This is a genomic window from Sphingobacterium corticis, assembly GCF_042684745.1.
GTDB lineage: Bacteria > Bacteroidota > Bacteroidia > Sphingobacteriales > Sphingobacteriaceae > Sphingobacterium > Sphingobacterium corticis.
In genome coordinates this window covers 131,783-153,365 of sequence record NZ_JBHUMA010000003.1, presented here as the reverse complement: position 1 = coordinate 153,365, position 21,583 = coordinate 131,783, and the positions used below count along the sequence as shown (strand labels likewise).

The 21,583-nt window shown below is 40.7% G+C and carries 21 protein-coding genes; 13 read left to right on the top strand and 8 right to left on the bottom strand.

The window, feature by feature from the left end:
• Positions 1 to 9: 9 nt before the first annotated feature.
• Positions 10 to 525, bottom strand: coding sequence for a hypothetical protein (locus ACFSQ3_RS00720; protein ID WP_380866632.1), 516 nt, complete (start codon positions 523 to 525; stop codon positions 10 to 12).
• Positions 526 to 707: 182 nt separating this feature from the next.
• Between ACFSQ3_RS00720 and ACFSQ3_RS00715 the strand changes: the two genes are divergently transcribed.
• Positions 708 to 2,477: an AMP-dependent synthetase/ligase gene (locus tag ACFSQ3_RS00715; protein ID WP_380866630.1), complete on the top strand. Its 1,770-nt coding sequence runs from the start codon at positions 708 to 710 to the stop codon at positions 2,475 to 2,477.
• Between the two features lie 65 nt (positions 2,478 to 2,542).
• A complete protein-coding gene (locus tag ACFSQ3_RS00710; RefSeq protein ID WP_380866628.1) occupies positions 2,543 to 3,532 on the top strand; it encodes a YihY/virulence factor BrkB family protein in 990 nt (329 codons plus the stop codon).
• Positions 3,533 to 3,704: 172 nt separating this feature from the next.
• On the opposite strand, the gene ACFSQ3_RS00705 is transcribed toward ACFSQ3_RS00710, so the two are convergent.
• Positions 3,705 to 6,293, bottom strand: a complete 2,589-nt coding sequence (locus ACFSQ3_RS00705) for a PEP/pyruvate-binding domain-containing protein (RefSeq protein WP_380866626.1) — start codon at positions 6,291 to 6,293, stop codon at positions 3,705 to 3,707.
• Positions 6,294 to 6,487: 194 nt separating this feature from the next.
• On the opposite strand from ACFSQ3_RS00705, the gene ACFSQ3_RS00700 reads away from it, so the two are divergent.
• Complete coding sequence (locus ACFSQ3_RS00700; RefSeq protein WP_380866625.1) at positions 6,488 to 7,177, top strand: hypothetical protein; 690 nt, start codon at positions 6,488 to 6,490, stop codon at positions 7,175 to 7,177.
• A 9-nt stretch (positions 7,178 to 7,186) separates the two neighbouring features.
• Here the strand turns inward: ACFSQ3_RS00700 and cysM are convergent, their stop codons facing one another.
• Genes cysM through ACFSQ3_RS00680 form a run of 4 tightly spaced genes read right to left on the bottom strand, consistent with a single transcriptional unit; the run spans position 7,187 to position 10,078 of the window.
• A complete protein-coding gene (cysM, locus tag ACFSQ3_RS00695) occupies positions 7,187 to 8,062 on the bottom strand; it encodes a cysteine synthase CysM (RefSeq protein WP_380866623.1) in 876 nt (291 codons plus the stop codon).
• The gene (gene epsC, locus ACFSQ3_RS00690; RefSeq protein WP_380866621.1) at positions 8,062 to 8,886 is read right to left on the bottom strand and encodes a serine O-acetyltransferase EpsC; all 825 of its coding nucleotides are present in this window, start codon (positions 8,884 to 8,886) and stop codon (positions 8,062 to 8,064) included. The genes cysM and epsC overlap by 1 nt, the downstream gene beginning before the upstream one ends.
• Positions 8,887 to 8,919: 33 nt before the next feature.
• The gene (locus ACFSQ3_RS00685) at positions 8,920 to 9,297 is read right to left on the bottom strand and encodes a DUF3037 domain-containing protein (protein ID WP_380866620.1); all 378 of its coding nucleotides are present in this window, start codon (positions 9,295 to 9,297) and stop codon (positions 8,920 to 8,922) included.
• Complete coding sequence (locus ACFSQ3_RS00680; protein WP_380866619.1) at positions 9,281 to 10,078, bottom strand: HipA family kinase; 798 nt, start codon at positions 10,076 to 10,078, stop codon at positions 9,281 to 9,283. The genes ACFSQ3_RS00685 and ACFSQ3_RS00680 overlap by 17 nt, the downstream gene beginning before the upstream one ends.
• Positions 10,079 to 10,408: 330 nt before the next feature.
• Between ACFSQ3_RS00680 and ACFSQ3_RS00675 the strand changes: the two genes are divergently transcribed.
• The 5 genes from ACFSQ3_RS00675 (at position 10,409) to ACFSQ3_RS00655 (ending at position 14,735) form a co-directional block, all read left to right on the top strand.
• A complete protein-coding gene (locus tag ACFSQ3_RS00675) occupies positions 10,409 to 11,548 on the top strand; it encodes a hypothetical protein (protein WP_380866617.1) in 1,140 nt (379 codons plus the stop codon).
• 168 nt (positions 11,549 to 11,716) lie between these two features.
• A complete protein-coding gene (locus ACFSQ3_RS00670; protein ID WP_380866615.1) occupies positions 11,717 to 12,256 on the top strand; it encodes a DUF1599 domain-containing protein in 540 nt (179 codons plus the stop codon).
• A 15-nt stretch (positions 12,257 to 12,271) separates the two neighbouring features.
• Positions 12,272 to 13,498, top strand: coding sequence for a BT_3928 family protein (locus tag ACFSQ3_RS00665; protein WP_380866614.1), 1,227 nt, complete (start codon positions 12,272 to 12,274; stop codon positions 13,496 to 13,498).
• Positions 13,499 to 14,014, top strand: coding sequence for a shikimate kinase (locus ACFSQ3_RS00660; RefSeq protein WP_380866612.1), 516 nt, complete (start codon positions 13,499 to 13,501; stop codon positions 14,012 to 14,014).
• 133 nt (positions 14,015 to 14,147) lie between these two features.
• Positions 14,148 to 14,735 (top strand): hypothetical protein, encoded by a 588-nt coding sequence (locus ACFSQ3_RS00655; protein WP_380866611.1) that lies wholly within the window; start codon positions 14,148 to 14,150, stop codon positions 14,733 to 14,735.
• Between the two features lie 91 nt (positions 14,736 to 14,826).
• Here the strand turns inward: ACFSQ3_RS00655 and ACFSQ3_RS00650 are convergent, their stop codons facing one another.
• Positions 14,827 to 16,311: a succinate CoA transferase gene (locus ACFSQ3_RS00650; protein WP_380866609.1), complete on the bottom strand. Its 1,485-nt coding sequence runs from the start codon at positions 16,309 to 16,311 to the stop codon at positions 14,827 to 14,829.
• 249 nt (positions 16,312 to 16,560) lie between these two features.
• Here ACFSQ3_RS00650 and ACFSQ3_RS00645 point away from each other — a divergent pair, with 249 nt between their 5' ends.
• Together ACFSQ3_RS00645 and ACFSQ3_RS00640 are read left to right on the top strand one after the other, a co-directional pair.
• A complete protein-coding gene (locus tag ACFSQ3_RS00645; RefSeq protein WP_380866607.1) occupies positions 16,561 to 17,373 on the top strand; it encodes a helix-turn-helix domain-containing protein in 813 nt (270 codons plus the stop codon).
• A 22-nt stretch (positions 17,374 to 17,395) separates the two neighbouring features.
• Positions 17,396 to 18,262 (top strand): 3-keto-disaccharide hydrolase, encoded by an 867-nt coding sequence (locus ACFSQ3_RS00640; RefSeq protein WP_380866605.1) that lies wholly within the window; start codon positions 17,396 to 17,398, stop codon positions 18,260 to 18,262.
• A 78-nt stretch (positions 18,263 to 18,340) separates the two neighbouring features.
• Here ACFSQ3_RS00640 and rpsT read toward each other — a convergent pair whose 3' ends face one another.
• Positions 18,341 to 18,595 (bottom strand): 30S ribosomal protein S20, encoded by a 255-nt coding sequence (gene rpsT / locus ACFSQ3_RS00635; protein ID WP_380866604.1) that lies wholly within the window; start codon positions 18,593 to 18,595, stop codon positions 18,341 to 18,343.
• A 119-nt stretch (positions 18,596 to 18,714) separates the two neighbouring features.
• On the opposite strand from rpsT, the gene ACFSQ3_RS00630 reads away from it, so the two are divergent.
• The 3 genes from ACFSQ3_RS00630 to ACFSQ3_RS00620 all read left to right on the top strand — a co-directional run bounded on the left by ACFSQ3_RS00630 (position 18,715) and on the right by ACFSQ3_RS00620 (position 21,458).
• Entirely contained in the window at positions 18,715 to 19,254 is a 540-nt protein-coding gene (locus ACFSQ3_RS00630; protein ID WP_380866603.1) for an RNA methyltransferase, read from the top strand.
• 73 nt (positions 19,255 to 19,327) lie between these two features.
• A complete protein-coding gene (gene sucD, locus ACFSQ3_RS00625) occupies positions 19,328 to 20,200 on the top strand; it encodes a succinate--CoA ligase subunit alpha (protein ID WP_380866601.1) in 873 nt (290 codons plus the stop codon).
• A 76-nt stretch (positions 20,201 to 20,276) separates the two neighbouring features.
• Positions 20,277 to 21,458 carry a metallophosphoesterase gene (locus ACFSQ3_RS00620; protein ID WP_380866599.1) on the top strand — a complete coding sequence of 394 codons (1,182 nt, stop codon included), beginning with the start codon at positions 20,277 to 20,279 and terminating at the stop codon, positions 21,456 to 21,458.
• Positions 21,459 to 21,583 lie beyond the last annotated feature (125 nt).

The window sequence follows — 21,583 nt, the reverse complement described above, 5'->3', positions numbered from 1 at the left end:
TTTCTCCAATTAAAATTGATAACGAATAGAAAAGCCGAATGTATCGATGATTCGGAAACTATCCATTTGCAAAAAGTCGAAATAGGGCTTAATATCTAGCGATACCGCAAGCGGCGTTGTAGGCACATTGTACTCAATACCGGCAACCCCATCAACGCTTAATGCTAATTCGGAACGGCGAGGATGATGATTGATTGTCCCGTCGACCTGTTGCGAGCTGAACGCTTTGGTAGTGTACGAACCAATACTACCACCATAACCCCAATACCAGCTGAAATCATCGTTAATAGGTTTATGAAATTGATACAATCCCACTAAACGAAAACGGCTTGATGTGGAATTACTCTGTACACTCATTATTCCCTCAATCGCATTCACGTCGGACAGTGCATAACGGTAATTAATTCCCGTAGCACTACCAAACCGGAGACCGGCTGCGTGCTGTGTACGCAATTGTGCGGAAGCAGAGATTGATAAAATCAACCCTACAAATAGACTGAAATAAAATTTTGGGGCAAATGTCATAGTATGTATACTGTTATTATTGTGTTGCGATTATACGAATGTTTATAAACTGAAACGGCAAATTTAACCTTATTTTACATTTGACAGGTGTTAAAATAGGTTATTTCTGACATTATTTGCTAACTTCGGAAACAGTGATAAGCCAATAATTGTTATAAACCACAAACTGATTCTTTATTGTTATGAGCGACTTCAAGCGAATATTCGACATCATTCATTATTATAGGGACGAGCATGCTAAGCCCATTATGGTAGCTGGTAGACATGGAAATTCATGGAAAACATTTTCTACAGAAGAATTCATTGAAAACATGGATTTTGTGAGTAAAGGACTTCTTGCAAAGAACATCAATAAAGGCGATCGCATTGGTTTAATGTCGGGGAATCGTCCGGAATGGAATATGATAGATTTCGCTGTAAACCAAATTGGCGCAGCAATCGTTCCACTTTATCCGACTTTATCGACAAAAGATTTAGGATACATTATAAAGGACTCGGAAATCAAAGTGCTATTCGTCAGCAATAGTGAGCTTTTAGATAAAATTGAGGAAGCCGTCAGTGAGAGCGGATTGGAAATTGTGATTTTCACGATTGATGAAGTGCAAGGCCAAAGTTCGTTGAAGGATTTGATGCAGGTTGGTAAAGAAAATACGAGTGCTGACCTCAAAGCGCTTAACGATGCCGTCGAGGAAGATGATCTGCTGACCTTAATCTATACATCCGGTACAACCGGAACGCCAAAAGGAGTTTATTTATCACATAAAAATGTGATAAGCAATGTGAATGCGAGTAAACACCTGCTGCCGGACGGTTACAATAAATCGATCAGCTTTTTACCGCTGTCGCACATTTTCGAACGCATGGTGGTGTATTTGTGCTTTTCGAAAGGTGTACAGATTTGGTATGCAGAAAATTTGGACAATATCGTAGCAGATATCAACGAGGTAAAACCACAGTTCTTCACTACAGTTCCGCGGGTGTTGGAGAAGGTTTACGATAAGATTGTGGCGAAAGGAAAGGATCTGACTGGAATTAAAAAAGCACTATTCTTCTGGGCGCTTGATTTAGGACATCGTTATAAGGAGCCAAAGAAAAACTCCGCTTGGTACAATCTACAACTTAGCATTGCGCGCAAATTAATATTCTCCAAATGGAAAGAGGCTTTGGGCGGGAAAGTGGGCATCATCGTATCGGGTGGTGCAGCTTTACAGGAGCGTTTGGCACGTGTTTTTTGGGCGGCTGACATCCGTGTTTTGGAAGGATATGGTTTGACAGAAACATCTCCGGTTATCTCGGTTAATGCATCGGACGACGATGGGGTTCGTTTTGGCACCGTTGGTCGGGTTTTAGAGAATCTGGATGTTAAAATTGCCAAAGATGGCGAGATCATGGTAAAAGGTCCAAGCGTTACAAAAGGGTATTATAAAAACGAGGAAGCAACGCGCGAAGTTTTTGATGAGGATGGTTATTTTCACACGGGAGACATTGGCGAGTTATCCGATGACCATTTCTTACGTATTACTGATCGAAAAAAGGAAATGTTTAAAACGGCCGGTGGAAAATATGTCGCTCCGCAAGTTTTGGAAAACAAAATGATGGAGTCGCCGTTTATTGGGCAGGTAATGGTCATTGGCGAGGGAAGACGCTTTCCTAGTGCGCTGATTGTTCCAAATTTCGAAGAACTTGAAAAATGGGCGACGTTCAAAGGAATTTCTTTCAATTCTCGCGAAGATCTAGTTAAGCAACAAGAAGTAATCGAGAAATACGAGCAAATCAACAACACGGCAATGACCAAGTTCGGAAATTGGGAAAAAGTCAAGAAGCTCGTACTACTGGCAAAAGAGTGGACGATTGACAACGGAGAATTGACTCCGAAATTAAGTTTACGACGCAAAGTAATTCTTGATAAGTCCAAAAAGCTAATTGACGAAATCTACGCAGGCGAAGAGTAGCTTTAAAGATAAATTTAACGAACATTATCCAAACGAAAACGATTCAGAAACATACATAAACGTACATGCTACAAAAGATTAAAGATTACTTTCGACTAATATACGATGCGGCGATGGGATTCACTGAGCATGATTGCCTAAAGATGAGCGCTGCCCTCTCCTATTACACTGTATTTTCTATTGGTCCGCTAGTAATGATACTCATTTGGACGTTGGGATTTTTCTACGGGAATCAAATTGGTGGGAACGATGGTGCACAAAATGAAGTGATGGACGAATTGACGGCTTTATTCGGCGCAGATATCGCTGTAATGCTGGAGTCAGCTATTCAGAAAATATCGCAAGATTCCCAATCCAATATTGGTTTTATTATCGGTATCGGTACCTTAGTTTTTGCATCTACGACGATATTCGTAAATATTCAGCAATCCATCAATACTATCTGGAACGTGAAACCGAAGCCGAAAAAGGGCTGGTTGAAAATGATCATCAACCGCTTACTATCTTTTTCCATGATTTTAGGTTTGGCCTTCCTGCTGATGGCATCTTTGATCTTAAGTAGTTTGATCGGTTTGCTTTCCAATGAGATCAGCAGCATGTTTTCGTGGATCAATATTGATTTTATTGATTGGGTAAATACGGCGGTAACATTTGTCGTTATCGGTACGTTGTTCGGGTTTATTTTCGCCGTCCTTCCAGATGCCAAAGTGCGTTTTAAGGATATTTTGGGCGGAGCCATATTTACCGCGTTGCTATTTATGCTGGGCAAATGGGGAATATCCATGTACCTATCGAATAACGCGACTGCCAGCGCATTTGGTGCAGCAGGTTCGATTATCATTTTATTAAGTTGGGTGTATTATACGTCGGCAATTATATTTTTCGGAGCGGAATTCACAAAACAGTATGCGATTCGTTACGGAAATGGTATTCAACCCGCGTCTTTTGCAGTCGTTATTGAACAAACGGAATACGAATACGATCCAGAAACAGGAACCCGAGAAAAGATCGATAAACAAGATGATGCGGAGCATTCCTCAGTCAAAGGCGAGTAAAGCTGTTGCGGAGTGAAGGCGTGAAGTATTTGAAATTTCATCACGAGGAGTTCCGACGAAGCGATCTTTCATTCACGTTTTTAAAATGTGATCGCAAGCTATGAAAACCTAGGTTTAAAGACTTTAATGCTCTGAGATCACTTCACCCTCGTTCCTCGGGTTCCAGGAGAAATCAAATTTTAATCACTTCCCCGACATAACCATCCACTTCTACCAAATCCCCATCGTTTAGATGCGAAAAATTTGCGCTAATTAGACACGGCAAGTCGTTTTGTCGTGCTAATGTACATAGGGGTTGCCAAATACTGCCATTTTGAATAAGAAGGCCACTCGCTTTCTTCAGCTTGTTTTCAAAGCGCAAATCCGCACTCGGTAAAACAATGATATCACCTTCTCGAATTTCTTCCAAAGAATCGGAGTCCCATATTTTAATTACACCTTTCGCCTTACCTGAGCAAGCAATTTCACCACGATAGGTTTTATCGGCAGGTATTGTTTCTTCATTCGCAGGGAAAAAGTCATTACTATGATACGGAATGCCAAACGTATTAATTCTTTCATTTGGAATAGGAAGCTGCTCAAAACGGTCGTATTCCTCTTTCCGCACCGCAACCAACGATTGTAAATCGGTATGAATACTATGCCCTTGAATAAAGTCAAAAATTTCCTCTTTGGTAAGGTAATGAATATCCTCTTTAAACTCCAACAGGCCTTCTTCAGAGAAACGGGTAGCGAACACATGGAAAAGTTGGCGCAAAATACCCCACAATCGCAGATGATCGTAGGCAAAAGTTTCGCGCATTTCGAACAACTTTCGTGTGCGTAGCACTATTTTATTAAACCATTTCTGCTTAATCGGATTACGGCGAAACGCTTTTTTCATGACCTCTTCCGCCGAATTACGGATTTGAAGCTCTACCTCATGCGCATGGGCGAAATCAAATACATTATCCTCTAAATCTTGTTTCAGCGAAGTAATCAGTTGCAGAGGATCCCCTCCTTTTTCTCGCAAATCTATCAATCGGTTAGCTACGCAATTTTGGTCCACCTCCGATAAATAATCTTCAATAATATGTTTGATTTTCATGGTTTCATCACGGTGATCATGCTGGATGAAATACCATATTTGCTTTATGTCCTCTTTCTGAAAAAGCGTTTTTAGTAGTTCCGAACGTTGCACCTTTTCTGCAATTTCCAACCTTCTACGAATAGGATACATGGTGACCAGTCTAGTGGTATCCAACAAGAGCGCTTCCGCCGAAACAAGTGGATTTTCGCTGAAGGGCGCTACATACTGCTTTAGCCAGCGCAGCAAGGTTTCAAAGTAAAAATCGACCTTTTGGGGCACCTTCCAAATCATCGTTCGTTCCACTTTACGATATAATTGCATAAGCTCGACGAGGTCTTTATCCTGCCAATCCTTATTATTAAAGCGAGCGACTACCTTATTGATATGACCCGAAAACTCCGTCGCTTGGCGATCCAAATCGCTATGTTGTCGGTAAAACTTGACCATCAACTTGCAAACACTCCACCAAGCTTGATTTCTAGTTAACGGCAATTCAGCAACTAATTCAACCGGAGCTTTGGCAGGCGATTCCAGATTCATTAATCGAATATCGATTTTGTGGCTTGGCAACATCATCTCCATCGCTTGTTTGGCATGTATGTTTTCATAAATCCGGCCATTCATCAAACCCAAAATATTAGAGAAAATGGATTTATTTCGTTCCACGATTGTATCTGATGCACCTAAAAATTTCACTAGGTATTTAGCATCTGCTTTCTCGAATGTCCGTAAGCAGGAAAAGGTCAATGGTGTGATCACTCCCGAAAATTCGGCTTTAAATCTTCGGCTATCCCATTCACGAGCCACACCAGATTTGTCAATCAGTTCAGCGACTCCTAAAATTGGTACCGCGTTGGTAAGGAAAAGTTCGTTGTTGCTAACAACAAATTCCAATTGAAAAAACTGTTGATATTTTGCGCGAAATCGATCTAATGTTGTAGACAGCGTAAAAATATGTTCGTCGGAAACAGCTTGATCATGTTGATGGATCCGCGCCACATCGGTTCTATACAAATTACCGGCACCCTCCACGTTCCAAATTTGCTTTTCGCGCTTCCGCGCGATTTGCCGATCGATACCTCCAGAAGAAACGATATATCGATCCTGTTCCAAATCATTCGCTTCTCCACTAACACCAAATGTTGCAGATATCCACTTCTGCTTCCGATTTCCACTCTTAGGATGCAACCCAAAAGCTTTTCCAGAAGCATCTGCCTCCACCACTTCCTGAATAATGACCGCTATTCCTAAGCTAGGTGCTAATCGATGTGCCGAACGATATTGCAATACTTCATCGGAAAAAAGCGATCGCCAAACTTGTTTCACGTACGATAAAACTTGTGATTGAGGAACGCAAAGAAAATTATCGAACCGTTCATTTAGGAATGCTTCGTGACCAATCTCAATGCTTGGCGACGCGAGTACTGCCAAATTCGAGTGATTCGGAAATAACATAGCTAATTCTGCTTCCACTGCTGGCGGAAAAACATAGCTATCGATAGCACGAAGCAAATCTTGCTTGTGCGATATCGACGACAAGGTTTTAAAAACTTCCGCAAGATAATCCTCCGGCAATACTGCCCAGCGTGGAACATTCAAATCAAATGCTCGAGCCATAAAAAGACCTTTTGCTTTGGAGCCAATCGCTTCGTGGCTAATGTAGTGCGTTTGATTATCTTGTATGAAGATCATGCGGATTTGAAAATTATAAGCTACCTGCTATTTAACTGGTTTTGAGACAAAAAAGATCACCAAATAACACGCCAAAAGTAATCATTGAATGGCATTTATAACTGATTATTCGATCCATTAATCCGAGCATATTAGAAATCAAACTTTTACATAAACAAATTGTTATCAATCGGTAAACCTATCACATGAAATCGATGAAAAATTTATGCTTTTGGCTTTTCCATATTTTAATAATAAGCAACGTTTCTTTGTTCGCCCAACAAAACAATCTGCAGGGTGCCTATAAAATGAAGCAAGGTGATGTGAATGCTTTATGGCTATTTGCCGATGGATACACTTCAATGATCTATTATCATGATAAGGTTTATATGTACACCACTGGTGGACCGTTCGCGTTAGAAAATAACAGCATTACGATAGAAACTGAGTATCATGACCAAGATTCCACATTGATAGGGCAGTCGGTGCAACATCGCTTTACGGTGGATGACGGGAATTTACGCGACAGCGATGGTAATGAATGGGTTAAGCAAGATGCAAAAGACCAAGGTTTAGATGGTTTATGGCGAATAACTGGAAGAATGCAACAAGGTGAAATGGGACAAATTCAGCGTGGTGATCGCAAAACAATTAAGTTGCTAATTGATGGTTATTTCCAATGGATTGCCATTAATCCAGCGCGGCGCGGGTTTTATGGAACAGGTGGTGGAGAATATACTTTTCAAGACGGAAGGTATGCCGAGCATATTCTATTTTTCTCGCGTGACAATACACGAATCGGCACATCACTTCAATTTGAAGGCGAGGTGAAGGGCAAAGAATGGCATCATACCGGACTCAGTTCGACCGGAAATAAGATTTATGAAATTTGGACGCGTGAGTAAAATGTTTAGTTATCCAACAAATAAATCGGAACTCAAATAGCGGTCACCGCGATCACAAGCGATAAATACAATCACGCCTTCTGCAATTTCGTTCGCCACTTGCAAGGCAGCGTGAAATGCTCCGCCTGTGCTCATCCCCACGAAAATCCCTTCCTTTGCAACCAGCTCCCGCGTGCGCTTCGTAGCATCCGCCTGATCGATATCAATAATTCGATCCACGCGCGACGGATCAAATATCTTTGGCAAATAAGCTTCCGGCCAACGTCGAATTCCAGGAATAGATGATCCTTCGGTAGGTTGACAGCCGACAATTTGAATGCTTTCATTTTGCTTCTTAAAGAAACGTGAGCATCCCATAATCGTACCTGTCGTTCCCATTGCACTAACAAAATGTGTGATTCTCCCCTCGGTATCGCGCCAAATCTCCGGTCCGGTTGTTTGGATGTGCGCTTTGTAGTTATCAGGATTTGCAAACTGATTCAGCAAGAAAAAATTGGGTTGTTGCGCTTTTTGCTCCGCATAATCCCGACTGGCTTCCATGGAATCCAATAACGTTACTTTCGCGCCGAATGCTTCCATCGTTAAAACGCGTTCGCGCGTCGATGTAGACGGCATTACCAATTCAATCGGAACTTTGTACATACTGGCAATCATCGCCAACGCAATGCCCGTATTTCCGCTCGTTGCTTCAATCAATGTGGAGGTTGGCGAAATATCACCGCGTTCTAATGCAGATCGAATCATATTTAACGCGGCGCGATCCTTTACCGACCCCGCCGGATTATTCCCTTCCATCTTCGCATAGATACGAACGTTCGGGTTATCGTGAAAACTCGTTATTTCTACTAACGGCGTATTGCCAATGGTTTCTATAATGTTACCCATTACAAGATCGGTTTTGAGTCAATAAACTTAGTGTTCGGTTGGTGATAAACGGTGGTATATGGCTCCACACTACTTGTCAACCATACGTTACCACCAATAACGGAATGATGCCCAATACGTGTTTCGCCACCCAAGATTGTCGCTCCGGCATAAATGATTACGTGGTCTTCGATGATCGGATGTCGCTGTTTGCCAGCCAAAATTTTCTCAACACTCAGCGCTCCCAGCGTAACGCCTTGATAGAGCTTCACATGATCGCCGATAACGGTAGTTTCACCAATTACAACGCCTGTCCCATGATCGATATGTAAATAACGACCGATTGTCGCTCCAGGATGGATATCAATTCCCGTACGTTCATGCGCATATTCTGTCAACAAACGAGGAATCAATGGCAGATCATTTTTCCAAAGTTGATTGGCCATTCTGTACATGCACATGGCCAAAAAACCGGGATAAGTACGCACCACTTCGCGTAAGCTTTGTGCAGCCGGATCGCCATCCAATATGGCCTGCGCATCGGTCAACATCAGTTCGTACAAACTTGGAAGCACATCGAAGAATTCCGAAACGATGGTTTCATAATCACAGTGACTGCAATATTTACTGCCATGAAGAATATCGAAAAACTCATTTTCCAATTGTTTAAAACTCGCTTTTACTGCATCCACGGAATAAATTTTTCTGGGATTGCGCTCGGGAAACATCAGTCGAAAAATTTCGCGCGCCCATTCCCAAACACGCGTATTGCTAGGCATGTCTTGCGCTTCCTGTTGCTTTAAAAACAAATGCTGGTAAAAATCTTCTGTTCTTTCTTTCCTCATGACATCACAAATATACTAGAAACACGATCAACCTTATAGAACTAAACGTTCAAATAGCTGTTGCAAAGTTTCTGCTGGATCAATACATAATCCAACATGTACCGGAGAGCATTGGATCCAAGTGCTTCTATTTGCCGTAATCCAGCGCACTCGTTCGGGTTGCTCCAATTCTGCCAATTTTCCGCCTTTCCCATTTCCATCGCAAATATTGGACAATGATTCCAAGTAGGCGATCAAAACATCCTCTTCAAAGTCTGACGTAAAAGATTCGCACCGCATTTTATCGACATGCCATTTAATACCAGCAAAACGCTTACGCTTGCAATACAACAGCACGCCAACGTTTACAAATTCTTCGCGTTCTACCCTAGGCACAAAACGAATGACGGCGTACTCATATTCCAGTTTCACGAGCTTTGTCTATTTGATCCAAAAATATCGCCGAATTTTGTGCGCGGCGCGACAAGAACTGTACGTAAACTTCCCGTACCTCATCGGGCGTCGCTTCACGACCATCTTCCTCCAGCCAATCATCAGGTACAGCGGAAAGTATTTTTCTTAGGTTTTCTTCCGTAAATAATGATTTGTAGCGCGCATCAATTTCTCGAACTGCAGAAGCTTGTTTTAACAAAACATGATCTTTAATCTGCACGAACGGCTTCATCACCTGATCTTCCCAATGCTCCCAATTGTGATGAAAATAAAGAGAAGCGCCGTGATCGATCAACCATAATTCGCGATGCCAAATCAACATATTGGTGTTTCGAACCGTGCGGTCGACATTCATAAATAAGGCATCCAACCACACAATTTTGGACGCTTCTTCCGCGTCAATGGATTGCACATTTGGATCGAAAGTAATCGCACCATTTAAATAATGAACGCCCAAGTTTGTTCCGACGCTAAACTTCAACAAATCCTGAATTTCTTCGTCGGGTTCCGTTCTGCCAAATGCTTCATGTAGCTCTGCGAAAACCATTTCCGGCATCCGCAATCCAAGCCAACGCGCTACTTCTCCAGCGATCAATTCGGCCACCAAAACGCGCTTCCCTTGTCCGGCACCACGAAATTTGATCACATAACTAAAATCATCATCCGCATCAACCAATGCCGGCAAAGATCCTCCTTCCCGAAAAGGCATCACATAACGGATAATTTCCACGTGCCGTATCTCCGGCTTTTCTATTTGCATGCTAAATAATAGTTTATGATATATGCTCTTTGCAGGATGTTTCGAAAAACTGACAAGTTTTCCTGGGGAGCATATATACGAAGATAGCTATTTAGGATGATGAATGGGGTTGAGATTGTGGGCGATTTTTCTATCAGGATTCAAATTTCGACTTCCAAAAAATTGAAATATTAAGCTTTAAAAATCGAATTGATATTACCAAAATATTGTTCCTATAACTTTAAACATTCTTTCGTATTTTGTTCATTGAAGTAGTTCCATTCCAGAAGAATCATTCAGTTATTATACACTGCACTTTTGAACAACGCCGTTTCTAAATAAATAATTATCATGACCAATACAACTCGAAAGATTATATACTATTTAATATTATTACCACTTCTTAACGCCTGTCATCAACACGAAAAGACAAATCTTTTTTCGCTTGGCATGAATGAACCTATAGATTCTCTAATTAATTTCGATGATAGCGTTTACATCGGAGTAGAAACCGCTGAATATCCCTATTCCTTATTACTATCTGTTGAAAACGCAAAAAATTACCGCTTTGGTGCACAGAATCTTAAAAATCAACGAATATATTTTCTTGTCAAATCAGAAGTATTAAAAACAGACAGTATTACGCGATTTGGAGGTGCTCACATTGATATGGTAACGCTGCGAGACGGCCAAATGCTCAAGAAGATGCTAACGAATTATCGTGCTGACAACGAAATCTATGGCGTTCGCATTGAAATGAATTCACAGATACTCAAAGAAAACATTTTGAAAGAAATTGAATTGAAACATGGTCAAGGAATAAAAAACCCGAACACCGACAACGGATTATATTGGAAAGTAGAAGATGAAAGTAAATTTATTTTTTATGCACCAGATTATGGAAGGCTTATCATCATAAATTACCGCAACAATTCTGAAAAATGCTATTGGGATAATATGAATGGTTTTATTGACTTTGGAGGATGCGACAAAGAAGCTTATTTTAAGGAACTACTGAAAAATAGTACTAAGCCAGAGGATGTCAGCAATAAGCCTGCAATAACAATTAACAAAGATTGGAATTTCAACGACTTTAAACTTGGAAAGACAAATGAAAATGAGTTTTTAAGATCAAAATATTCTAAAGATTTCGAAAGCCTTAAAGACCTAAATTCAGCCGAAATGATCTACCAAGATCGCTATCATGATATTTACTTCTTTTTCAATGATCTTGAAAACCAAAGCCACAACAGATTAAAAGGATATTCTCTGGGGGATTTTAGAAAAACTAAAATCTCGTTCGAAAACGGACTCAAACCTGGGATGACGATGGAGGATGCTATAAAATTATTCGACAGAAATATCATCAAAAATTACGAAGGTTTGAGTATTTCAGATTACATAGAATTAGTTCATCCACCTTATAAAATAACACTGCAGTTCGGAGATAGTCAATTATTTTCGGGGATGTATGTCACACAAGAGAATTGATGAGAATCACTCATAACCTCCAATTATTTCACCATCACAAAATCTGTAACCACCTGATAGCAATCAACATGAAAAAAGCGCATTACGTATTCATTTCGGCAGAATAAATACTATTTGTATATTGTTCATAATTTTGCAAAGCGCTAGATGCAGACGCAAATACATTATATGGATACAAGCACAGAATACGATCAGGTTATCAATTATTGTCGGACATTATTTCTTAAAAAAACGAAGGATTATGGCACCTCGTGGCGCGTTATGCGTCCGACTTCCATTACCGATCAAATCTTTATCAAGGCGCAGCGCATTCGCACGCTGGAAGTTAAAAAAGTGACCAAAGTTGGTGAAGGAATTAGCGATGAGTACGTTGGCATCATTAATTATTGCGTCATCGCCATGTTGCAGTTGGAATTGGAATCCGATGCAAACTTAGAACTTCCTGTTAGCGAAGCAGAAGCAAAATACGACGAAAAGATCGGGGAAACGCGCGATTTGATGTTAGCGAAAAACCACGATTATGGAGAAGCTTGGCGCGATATGCGCATTTCTTCTTTAACGGATTTGATTCTTACCAAATTGCATCGCGTCAAGCAAATTGAAGATAATGATGGAAAAACGCTTGTTTCCGAAGGCCTGAAAGCCAATTATCAAGACATGCTTAATTACGCAGTTTTCGCATTGATTAAAATGGGCTTAGCGGCTTAAAAGCATCAACACACTATGACATATAACTACAGCTATACGCCAACCGAAACAAAAAAAACAGGTGCTAACATCCTGCTTTGGATTTCACGCCTTTTGGTCGGCTTTCTTTTTGTATTTTCCGGCCTGATTAAGGCAAACGATCCCAAAGGATTTGGATATAAGCTTGAAGAATATTTTAAGGTTTTTCACCTTTCAGCATTGGATGATTACAGTACTTGGATTGCCGTATTTATCTGTGCATTTGAGATTATTCTTGGCACATTGTTATTGCTTGGCTTAGCGCGAAACAAAGTAAGCTGGGGATTATTGATTCTAACCGTATTCTTTACGTTTCTCACTTTTTATTCCGCATTTTTCGAGGTAGTCAGCTCTTGCGGATGTTTCGGTGACGCTATTCCTTTGACACCGTGGCAATCCTTCATCAAAGATTTGGTCTTGCTTGTCTTGATATTGATTATCGTTCGATATCGTCGTGAAATACAACCGCTCATTAAAAGCCGTTTCTCTAACAACTTGCTAGCCTTCTTAGTGATTATTTTGTCGTTTGGAGCCGGAATTTACACGATGAACTTCCTTCCGATAGTAGACTTCCTACCTTATAAAGAAGGAAATAATTTGCTGGAGCAAATGGCCATTCCTGAAGATGCCGAACCCGATCAATACGAACACATTTATACGCTGAAAAATAAATCGACGGGAGAATCCAAAACCGTCAATGATAAGGTGTATATGGATGAAAAAATTTGGGAAGACGAAAATTGGGAAATTGTCGGCGATCCAAAATCAACATTGATTAAGAAAGGATTTGAGCCGGCAATCGCGGATTTAATTATCAGCGATATGGAAGGTCAGGACGTAACGCAAGAATTGTTGAGTAATCCATATTTCAACTTCATCGTCGTAAGTACCGATGTAACGCGCTTATCGTCCGTCGATTTGTTAGCGTTAGATCGAATCAATACAACGATTCGCGAAGTTTCGGAAGATTATCCGATTCGCGCAGTATTATTAACTGCAAGTTCACCACAAAATGTCACGTTCGTTAACGACCAATTGAATTTGGTATTAGAATCTTTCAATGCCGACCTAGTTCCGTTAAAAAGCATGGTTCGATCGAATCCGGGCGTGCTCTTGATGCAAAATGGGACAGTTATCAAGAAGTGGTCGAAACATACATTCCCTTCAAAAGAAGAATTGGAAAAGCAATATATTAACAAACAATTCGCTTCCGAAAAGAATTAGATGGCAACAAAACCGGTCTTTTTAATTGGGTTTATGGGAAGCGGCAAAACCACTTGGGGAAAGAAACTCGCCAATGCGTTGGAGCGACCGTTTGTAGATTTAGATGCTGTGCTAGTGCAGCGCGTTGGCATGAGCATTCCTGAATATTTTAAAGCCTTCGGTGAAGAGCAATTCCGCATATTAGAAAGTGAAGTACTTCGGGAGCAAATAAATCAAAATACGATTGTTTCTACTGGAGGAGGTACGCCTTGTTATTTCGACAATATGGATTGGATTTTGGAGCATGGCATTTCCTTATATTTAGATCACAGCGTGAAGTCGTTATGGAACCGTTTGAATGCATCGGACGTCAATAAACGTCCAGCATTAAAGGGATTCACAGGCGAACAATTGCATCAATTTATCGATGAAAAATTGACGGAACGATTACCGTATTACCAACGCGCACATATTACGGTTGACCAAGTCAACACTTCTATTCAAGAATTAGCGAACATTGTCCGAACCTACCGTTAAGACATTTCCATACTTTCCATCCTACTTTTAACAAAACAATTATTCAATAAAAGAGTTATTCTCCTAATTAGGAGGCAATAGTAAAGTGGCATAGTAGTTGCACTTACGTGAGCAGTAACTAAAATTGAATATTATGAAAAAAGTTTTATTATCAAGTTTATTAGCATTAGGCGTAGCTTTTGGTTCATTTGCGCAAAAACGTATAGAAACTACTCCTCAAATGTCTGAAAGTGTTGGCATGGAGCCAATCCGTCAAGGAAACTGGATGGTTGGTGGTTCCGTAGGTAGCCTTGGTTATAGCTTCGAAGGCGAAAGCTTTAACATCCAGCTGAATCCACGTGCTGGTTATTTTATTTCTGACGGTATTGCTATAGGTGCACAAGCCGCTTTAGGTTTACAAACTGTTAGCGGAGACGCAGACAATGTTTGGAACTATGGTATCGCTCCTTTCGTACGTTATTACTTCCCAGAAGGATCTAGCTCTACAGGTCGTTTCTTCGGTCACGGTAACGTTGGTATTGGTGGATCTTCTGCTGGTAATGGTGCTTCTTTCGAAGCAGGTATCGCTGGTGGTTATGCACACTTTATCACACGTAACGTAGCGTTGGAAACTACTTTAGGTTACAACTACAGCAAAGCTAACTTAAACTCAGGTGGTGGTGCTAATGGCTTAGGTGTTAGTTTGGGTTTCCAAATTTACCTTCCAGGAAATCGTCGTTAATCCGACATCTAAAAAGTATTAGATATGTTAAAGGCCTGCACGCATGCAGGCCTTTTTCTATTTTTAGCTCTCTGAGAATAAGTTTCAATCCTTAACCTTTCTTCATGCTACCTGTTTCTTGGAAACGCAAATGCCAACTGAATGCTTCTTCCAAAATATGCGGCGTATGTCCTCCCCTTTCGCAAGCTCGGTCGAAATAAGATTGCAATTCTGGTCGATAATCTGGATGCGCGCAGTTATCAATAATTTTCTGCGCACGTTCTCGCGGTGCTAATCCACGCAAATCCGCTAAACCAATATCAGTAACCAAAATATCCACATCATGCTCCGTATGATCGGTATGTGATACCATCGGCAATACATGAGAAATCAAATTACCTTTAGACGCAGCCTGCGTCACGAAAATGCTCAAATAGGCATTGCGCGCAAAATCACCCGAGCCACCTATACCGTTCATAATCTTCGTACCACTGATGTGTGTAGAATTTACGTTGCCGTAAATATCAAATTCGATCGCTGTATTGATAGCAATGATTCCTAAACGACGAATTAATCCCGGCGTGTTCGAAATATTTTGCGGACGTAAAACAAACTTATCACGGTATTTCTGCAAGTTACCGAAGACTCGATCGTAACAGGCTTTAGAAACGGTTACCGACGAAGCAGAAGCAAAACTTAGCTTTCCACTATCAATCAGATCAAAGGTACTATCTTGCAAAACTTCGGAAAACATCGTCAGATCGTAGAAATTGCTTTCTTTGAAGCCCATAAGTACGGCATTGGCCACTTTACCAATTCCGGCTTGGATCGGCAACAAACGATCGGTTAGGTAGCCTGTTCGAACTTCATTTTCAAAAAACTCCAAAATATGTTTAGCAATTGCGGTTGTTTTCTCATCAGGATCCGAAATATCTGCCGGACTATCTTGTACATTCGTAAATACGATACCGACCACCTTTTCCGGGTCGAGTGGAATGGTTTTTCTGCCGATTTTATTCCAAGGAGCTACAATTGGAATTACATTTCTATGTGGATAATTTTCAGCCTGATAAATATCGTGAATACCGTAAATATCTTCTGGAACGGCAGTGTTCACTTCCAAAATCACTTTTTTTGCAAGCGTAGCAAAGGCAACCGAATTGCCCACCGATGTGGTCGGAACGATACTACCATCCCGATCCACGTAAGCCACCTCAATTACCGCGACATCCGGACGCAATTGCTGATGCAACAACTCAGCGCTTTCGCTTAAATGTTGATCAATAAATAACACCTCACCGCTATTGATTTTATTACGCAATGTGCGATCTACTTGAAAAGGCATCCGCTTGCTTAGCACGCCCGCATCTGCCAACTTTCCATCTGTATCGTGGCCTAATGAGGCGCCCGTAATTAAGGTTATCTTAAAAGGCTGTTGCTTGGCTTTCTCGGCCAAAGCAGGTAGTACAGCCTTGCTATCGCCGGCTTTAGTAAATCCGCTGCTTCCTACAATCATGCCGTCTTGTATAAATTTCGCAGCATCCTCCGCACTCATTATTTTTTCTCGAAGGCTTTCGAGTTTAATTCTTTCTATCATCGACAAACGTATGTTTATGTTTATAAATCATCTCCGCCAATCCCTTACTTCAAGTTACTGACCTCTAGTATAAATCTACGCATTTAGCAAAGAAATAATATTCCCAAACCGTAAAAGCATACATGCAAATAACACTTTGACCATAATGAATAGCATCAATATTCACTGCCTATGAAATGACGGTATGGACAGAAGAGTTTGATTATATGCTGGAAAATAGGGATATTTAGATCTAATAATTCCCATAATATGACGAATACCTACGTAAATAAATACTACATGACGGAAGTCGATGTAAAACCCGAAAGTATTTATTGTCATCACGCGGTAATGGGGGAAGAATTCATTGAAACGCACGAGCACGTGAAAGGACAGTTTCTTTACACGGAAGGCGGTATGGTTTTCTTGAAAACGGATGAAAAGTCTTATTTTTTACCTGCACGCCACTATATTTGGATTCCGGCAGGTGTGAAGCACAGCATCCATCCGAGTAGTCCCGAAGTGATTATGCGTAATCTTTATTTCCCGAAATTCGATACCGACAATTCCTTTTTCAATCATGTTGGCATCTATCCTGTCAACGATTTGTTGATGGAATTGATTATGTATACCAATCGCTGGAACGGTCATATCTTACCAGAAGATCAAATCAACTTTACGGTAGCAAAATCCTTTAAATTGTTGCTTCCGGAATTATCGCATTCTAATCTATCGCTTTCATTGCCTTATCCGAAAAGCACAAAACTGCGCGATATTGTCAATTATTTGGAAGAACATATTTCTGAATCAGTCAGCTTCAAAGATTTGGCAAATAGATTTCATTTCAGCGAACGCACTTTGGCTCGACTATTTCAAAAAGATTTGGGCATGTCATTCATTCAATATTATACTATACTACGGATGTTGGCAGCATTAAAATTTCTGTTGGATGAAAAAATGAGCGTACAGCAGGTGGCTTCCAAAGTAGGTTATAGCAGTTTGCCGACCTTCAGCAATACTTTTTTCAAAATCGTTGGTGTCCGTCCAAGCGAATATGTAAAAAATAAACAATCAATCATTTAACACATAAAAAACGTATCCTAATATGAAGTTAAACATGAGCGCGATGCTCCTTGCATTATCCGTATTGTTTGCATGCAATAATGCGAATAATGCCAACAAAGAAAATGCAACCGGACAAGATTCTATTCCCACGCCGATCAGCTTATTCAATGGAAAAGATATCAACGATTGGACACCGAAAATCCGTCTACACGAAGTTGGTAACAATTATGCCAATACATTCCGTGTAGAAGATGGCTTGCTGAAAGTTCGTTATGATGGATACGAGGATTTCGATCAGCAATATGGTCATTTGGCATACAACACGCCATACAGCTACTATCTGCTGCGTTTAGAATATCGTTTCGTAGATGAGCAAACTAAAGGCGGTGAAGGTTGGGCATGGAGAAATTCTGGTGCGATGTTGCACGGTCAAAAACCGGAAACAATGCTGAAAGATCAAGATTTCCCAATTTCGATTGAAGGACAGCTTTTAGGCGGTGATGGACAGACCGAACGCACGACATCGAACCTGTGTACGCCTGGAACGAATGTCATTATGGACGGTAAATTATTTACGCCGCACTGCATTAATTCTACGTCAAAAACATATCATGGCGATCAATGGGTTACTGCCGATTTCTTGGTATTAGGAGATTCGTTGATTCAACATATTTTGGATGATCAGGTGGTTCTGTCGTATTCGAAACCTCAAATTGGTGGAGATAACGTATTGGAATACGACTCAAAACAGAAAGAAGATGGTAAAGCGCTGAAGGAAGGCTACATCTATCTACAAAGCGAAAGTCACCCAGTCGATTTTAGAAAAGTAGAACTGTTCGATTTGGCAGCGTATAAAGACGATGCAGCGAAGCTAAATAAAGTAATCGAACGAATTAAGAAGAAATAAACCGATTGGTTGGAAAACCAGAAACAGGAAAAGGGTGTATGAAAATACACCCTTCTTTCGTATCGTAAAAGCTAAAAACTAAGCTAGTTTGTTAACGAATTTCGTCAACTTAGACTTGTTGTTAGATGCTTTTTTCTTGTGAATAACGTTTTTCTTTGCCAAACGATCTAACATAGAAATTACACGTGGCAACAATGTTTTTGCTTCTTCTTGAGAAGTCGTGTTGCGTAATTTTTTGATTGCGTTACGTGTAGTTTTTGCTTGGTAACGGTTTCTCAAGCGCTTCGCAGCGTTTGCTCTAATTCTTTTGATCGCGGATTTATGATTTGCCATCTCTCTTAGCTATAGTATTTTTTATTATTTCTGTACTGAATTCGGAATGCAAAAATAGCATAGTATATTCAATATTCAAAATCTTTTTATCTTTTGTCTAGACTGCGTACTTTTGACCTATGCAAAAACTATCCTTAGAGCAACTTAATCGAGTAGATGTCGACACATTCAAGCAACAAAAAAAGTTACCTGTCGTGTTGGTGCTCGACAGCGTTCGCAGCATGCACAACGTTGGATCGGCATTTCGTACTGCCGACGCACTAAACATTGAACGCATTGTTTTGTGCGGAATTACAGCTACGCCACCGCACCGCGAAATTGAAAAAACCGCTTTGGGTGCAACAAAATCGGTGGAATGGGTGCATGAGAAATCAACGCTGGACGCTGTTCAGCGATTAAAAAATGAGGGCTACACGATTGTATCTGTAGAGCAAGCATCGAACAGCGTGTTCTTGCAAGATTTTAATCCTGACGAATCAAAATCGTACGCATTTGTGTTCGGAAACGAGGTGCATGGCGTAGAGCAAGAGGTTATTTCGACCTCGGAGCAGTGTTTGGAAATTCCTCAATTTGGCACCAAACATTCCTTCAATGTATCGGTTACGATGGGCATCGTGCTTTGGGACTTTATATCTAAGGTAAAATTTGCCAAGAAATAACAAAAATGCAAAGAGCAATGTTTCCAGAAGTCGCGACAAAATAGTAGCTTTGCTAGGCAAAAAAAACGAAAAAATGAGCGTATTAGTCAATAAGGATTCTAAAGTTATCGTACAAGGATTTACCGGTAACGAAGGAACATACCATGCTACTCAAATGATCGAGTACGGAACCAATTTGGTTGGTGGCGTCACTCCTGGTAAAGGCGGACAACAGCATTTAGATCGCCCGGTATTCAATACAGTACAAGATGCTGTTGATGCTACTGGAGCAAATGTATCTATCATTTTCGTACCTCCAGCATTTGCGGCTGATGCGATTATGGAAGCGGCGGCAGCTGGTGTTGGTGTTATCGTATGTATTACAGAAGGTATCCCAACAAAAGATATGATCGAAGTGAAGTCGTACTTAAGTGATAAAAAATCTCGTCTTATCGGACCTAACTGCCCAGGGATTATCACAGCAGAAGAAGCAAAAATTGGTATCATGCCTGGGTTTATCTTCAAAAAAGGTAAAGTAGGTGTGGTTTCAAAATCAGGAACATTGACTTACGAAGCGGTAGATCAAACAGTGAAAGCTGGTTTAGGTATCACAACGGCAATCGGTATCGGTGGTGACCCAATTATTGGAACAACTACAAAGGAAGCGGTTGAATTGTTGATGAACGACCCAGAAACTGAAGGTATCATCATGATTGGTGAAATCGGTGGTGGCATGGAAGCCGAAGCAGCTCGTTGGATTAAAGAACACGGTACTAAACCAGTTGTAGGTTTCATCGCAGGTCAAACAGCGCCTCCGGGACGCCGTATGGGACATGCTGGAGCGATCGTTGGTGGTGCAGACGATACAGCAGCAGCTAAAATGAAAATTATGGCTGAGTGTGGTATCCGCGTTGTTGAATCTCCAGCTGAGATTGGTAAAGCTATCGCTGAAGAATTAGCAAAATAATTCGTCGAACGACGATGAAAACATATCAAAGCCGAGCAATAACGCTCGGCTTTTTTTGATGGAAATAAAAACGCCCATGATCAGAAGAATTATACTTATCCTTGTTATACTTATTATAGCAGAAGTTTACTTTTATCAAGCTATTAAAACGCTCACATCGAACAGTTATATCCTTTCCGGTTATTGGTTATTGAACTTCTTGTTGTTCGCAGGTATTATTGGCGGCGTTCTCTTGACTAGAAGTGGGCGCGTTTCTCAAGCTGCATTAACAAGCTTGTTGACGGTGTTCTTAAGCGTTGCTATCCCGAAGTTAGCTGCATCTCCAATCATGCTCATCGAAGATTTTACACGTCTATTCCGTGGATTTCCTCCGCGAAATATTTACGTTAGCGAATTTGCCATTGCATTCGCGCTTTGCATATTTGCTATTGTTCTATTTGGATTAACACGTGGAAAACATTTTTATCGCATCCGAAAAGAGACCCTTCATTTTCCCGATTTACCAGAAGCTTTCGATGGTTTTACCATTACGCAAATATCAGACATTCATGTCGGCAGTTTCACGGACAAGAAAGGTGTAGAAAAAGGAGTTACGCTGGCAAATGAACAACAGAGCGATCTTTTACTATTTACGGGTGACTTAGTTAATCATAAGGCTTCCGAGATGGACGACTGGATCGAAACCTTCGCTCAACTAAACGCACATTATGGAAAATATTCAGTGCTTGGAAATCACGATTACGGCGACTACATCCGTTGGGAAAATCCTTCTGCAAAAGCAATAAACCTAGAACGCTTGAAAGCAATCCATCGGGAAATGGGATTCCGTTTACTGCTGAATGAAAGCGTTCAATTGGAAAAAGACGGGCAATCTATTGCTTTGATCGGTGTTGAAAATTGGGGAAAAGGAGGATTTCATCAATATGGTGATATCAGAAAAGCGACTTCGGGATTATCATTGGATAGCTTCAAAGTGTTATTATCTCATGATCCATCGCATTGGGACGAAGTGAACACCAACTTCGATCAGCGTATTCATCTTACCCTTGCTGGACACACGCATGGCATGCAACTCGGCGTTGAACTTTTCGGATTCAAATGGAGCCCGATACAATACTTCTATAAGAATTGGGCTGGATTATATAATCAGGAAGGCAAATATCTATATGTCAACCGTGGGTTTGGCTATCACGGATTAAAAGGACGCATCGGCGTTTGGCCGGAAATTACGGTATTGACGTTGAGAAGGAGTGGGTAGATTTTTACCCTCATCAAGTAGCACTCAAGAGATTTTCAAGTAGGTCTTACTTATACCAAAATATGATCTAATACAACCTAAAAATATTTTAATAAATTAGAATGATCTTAATATTTCCCTACATT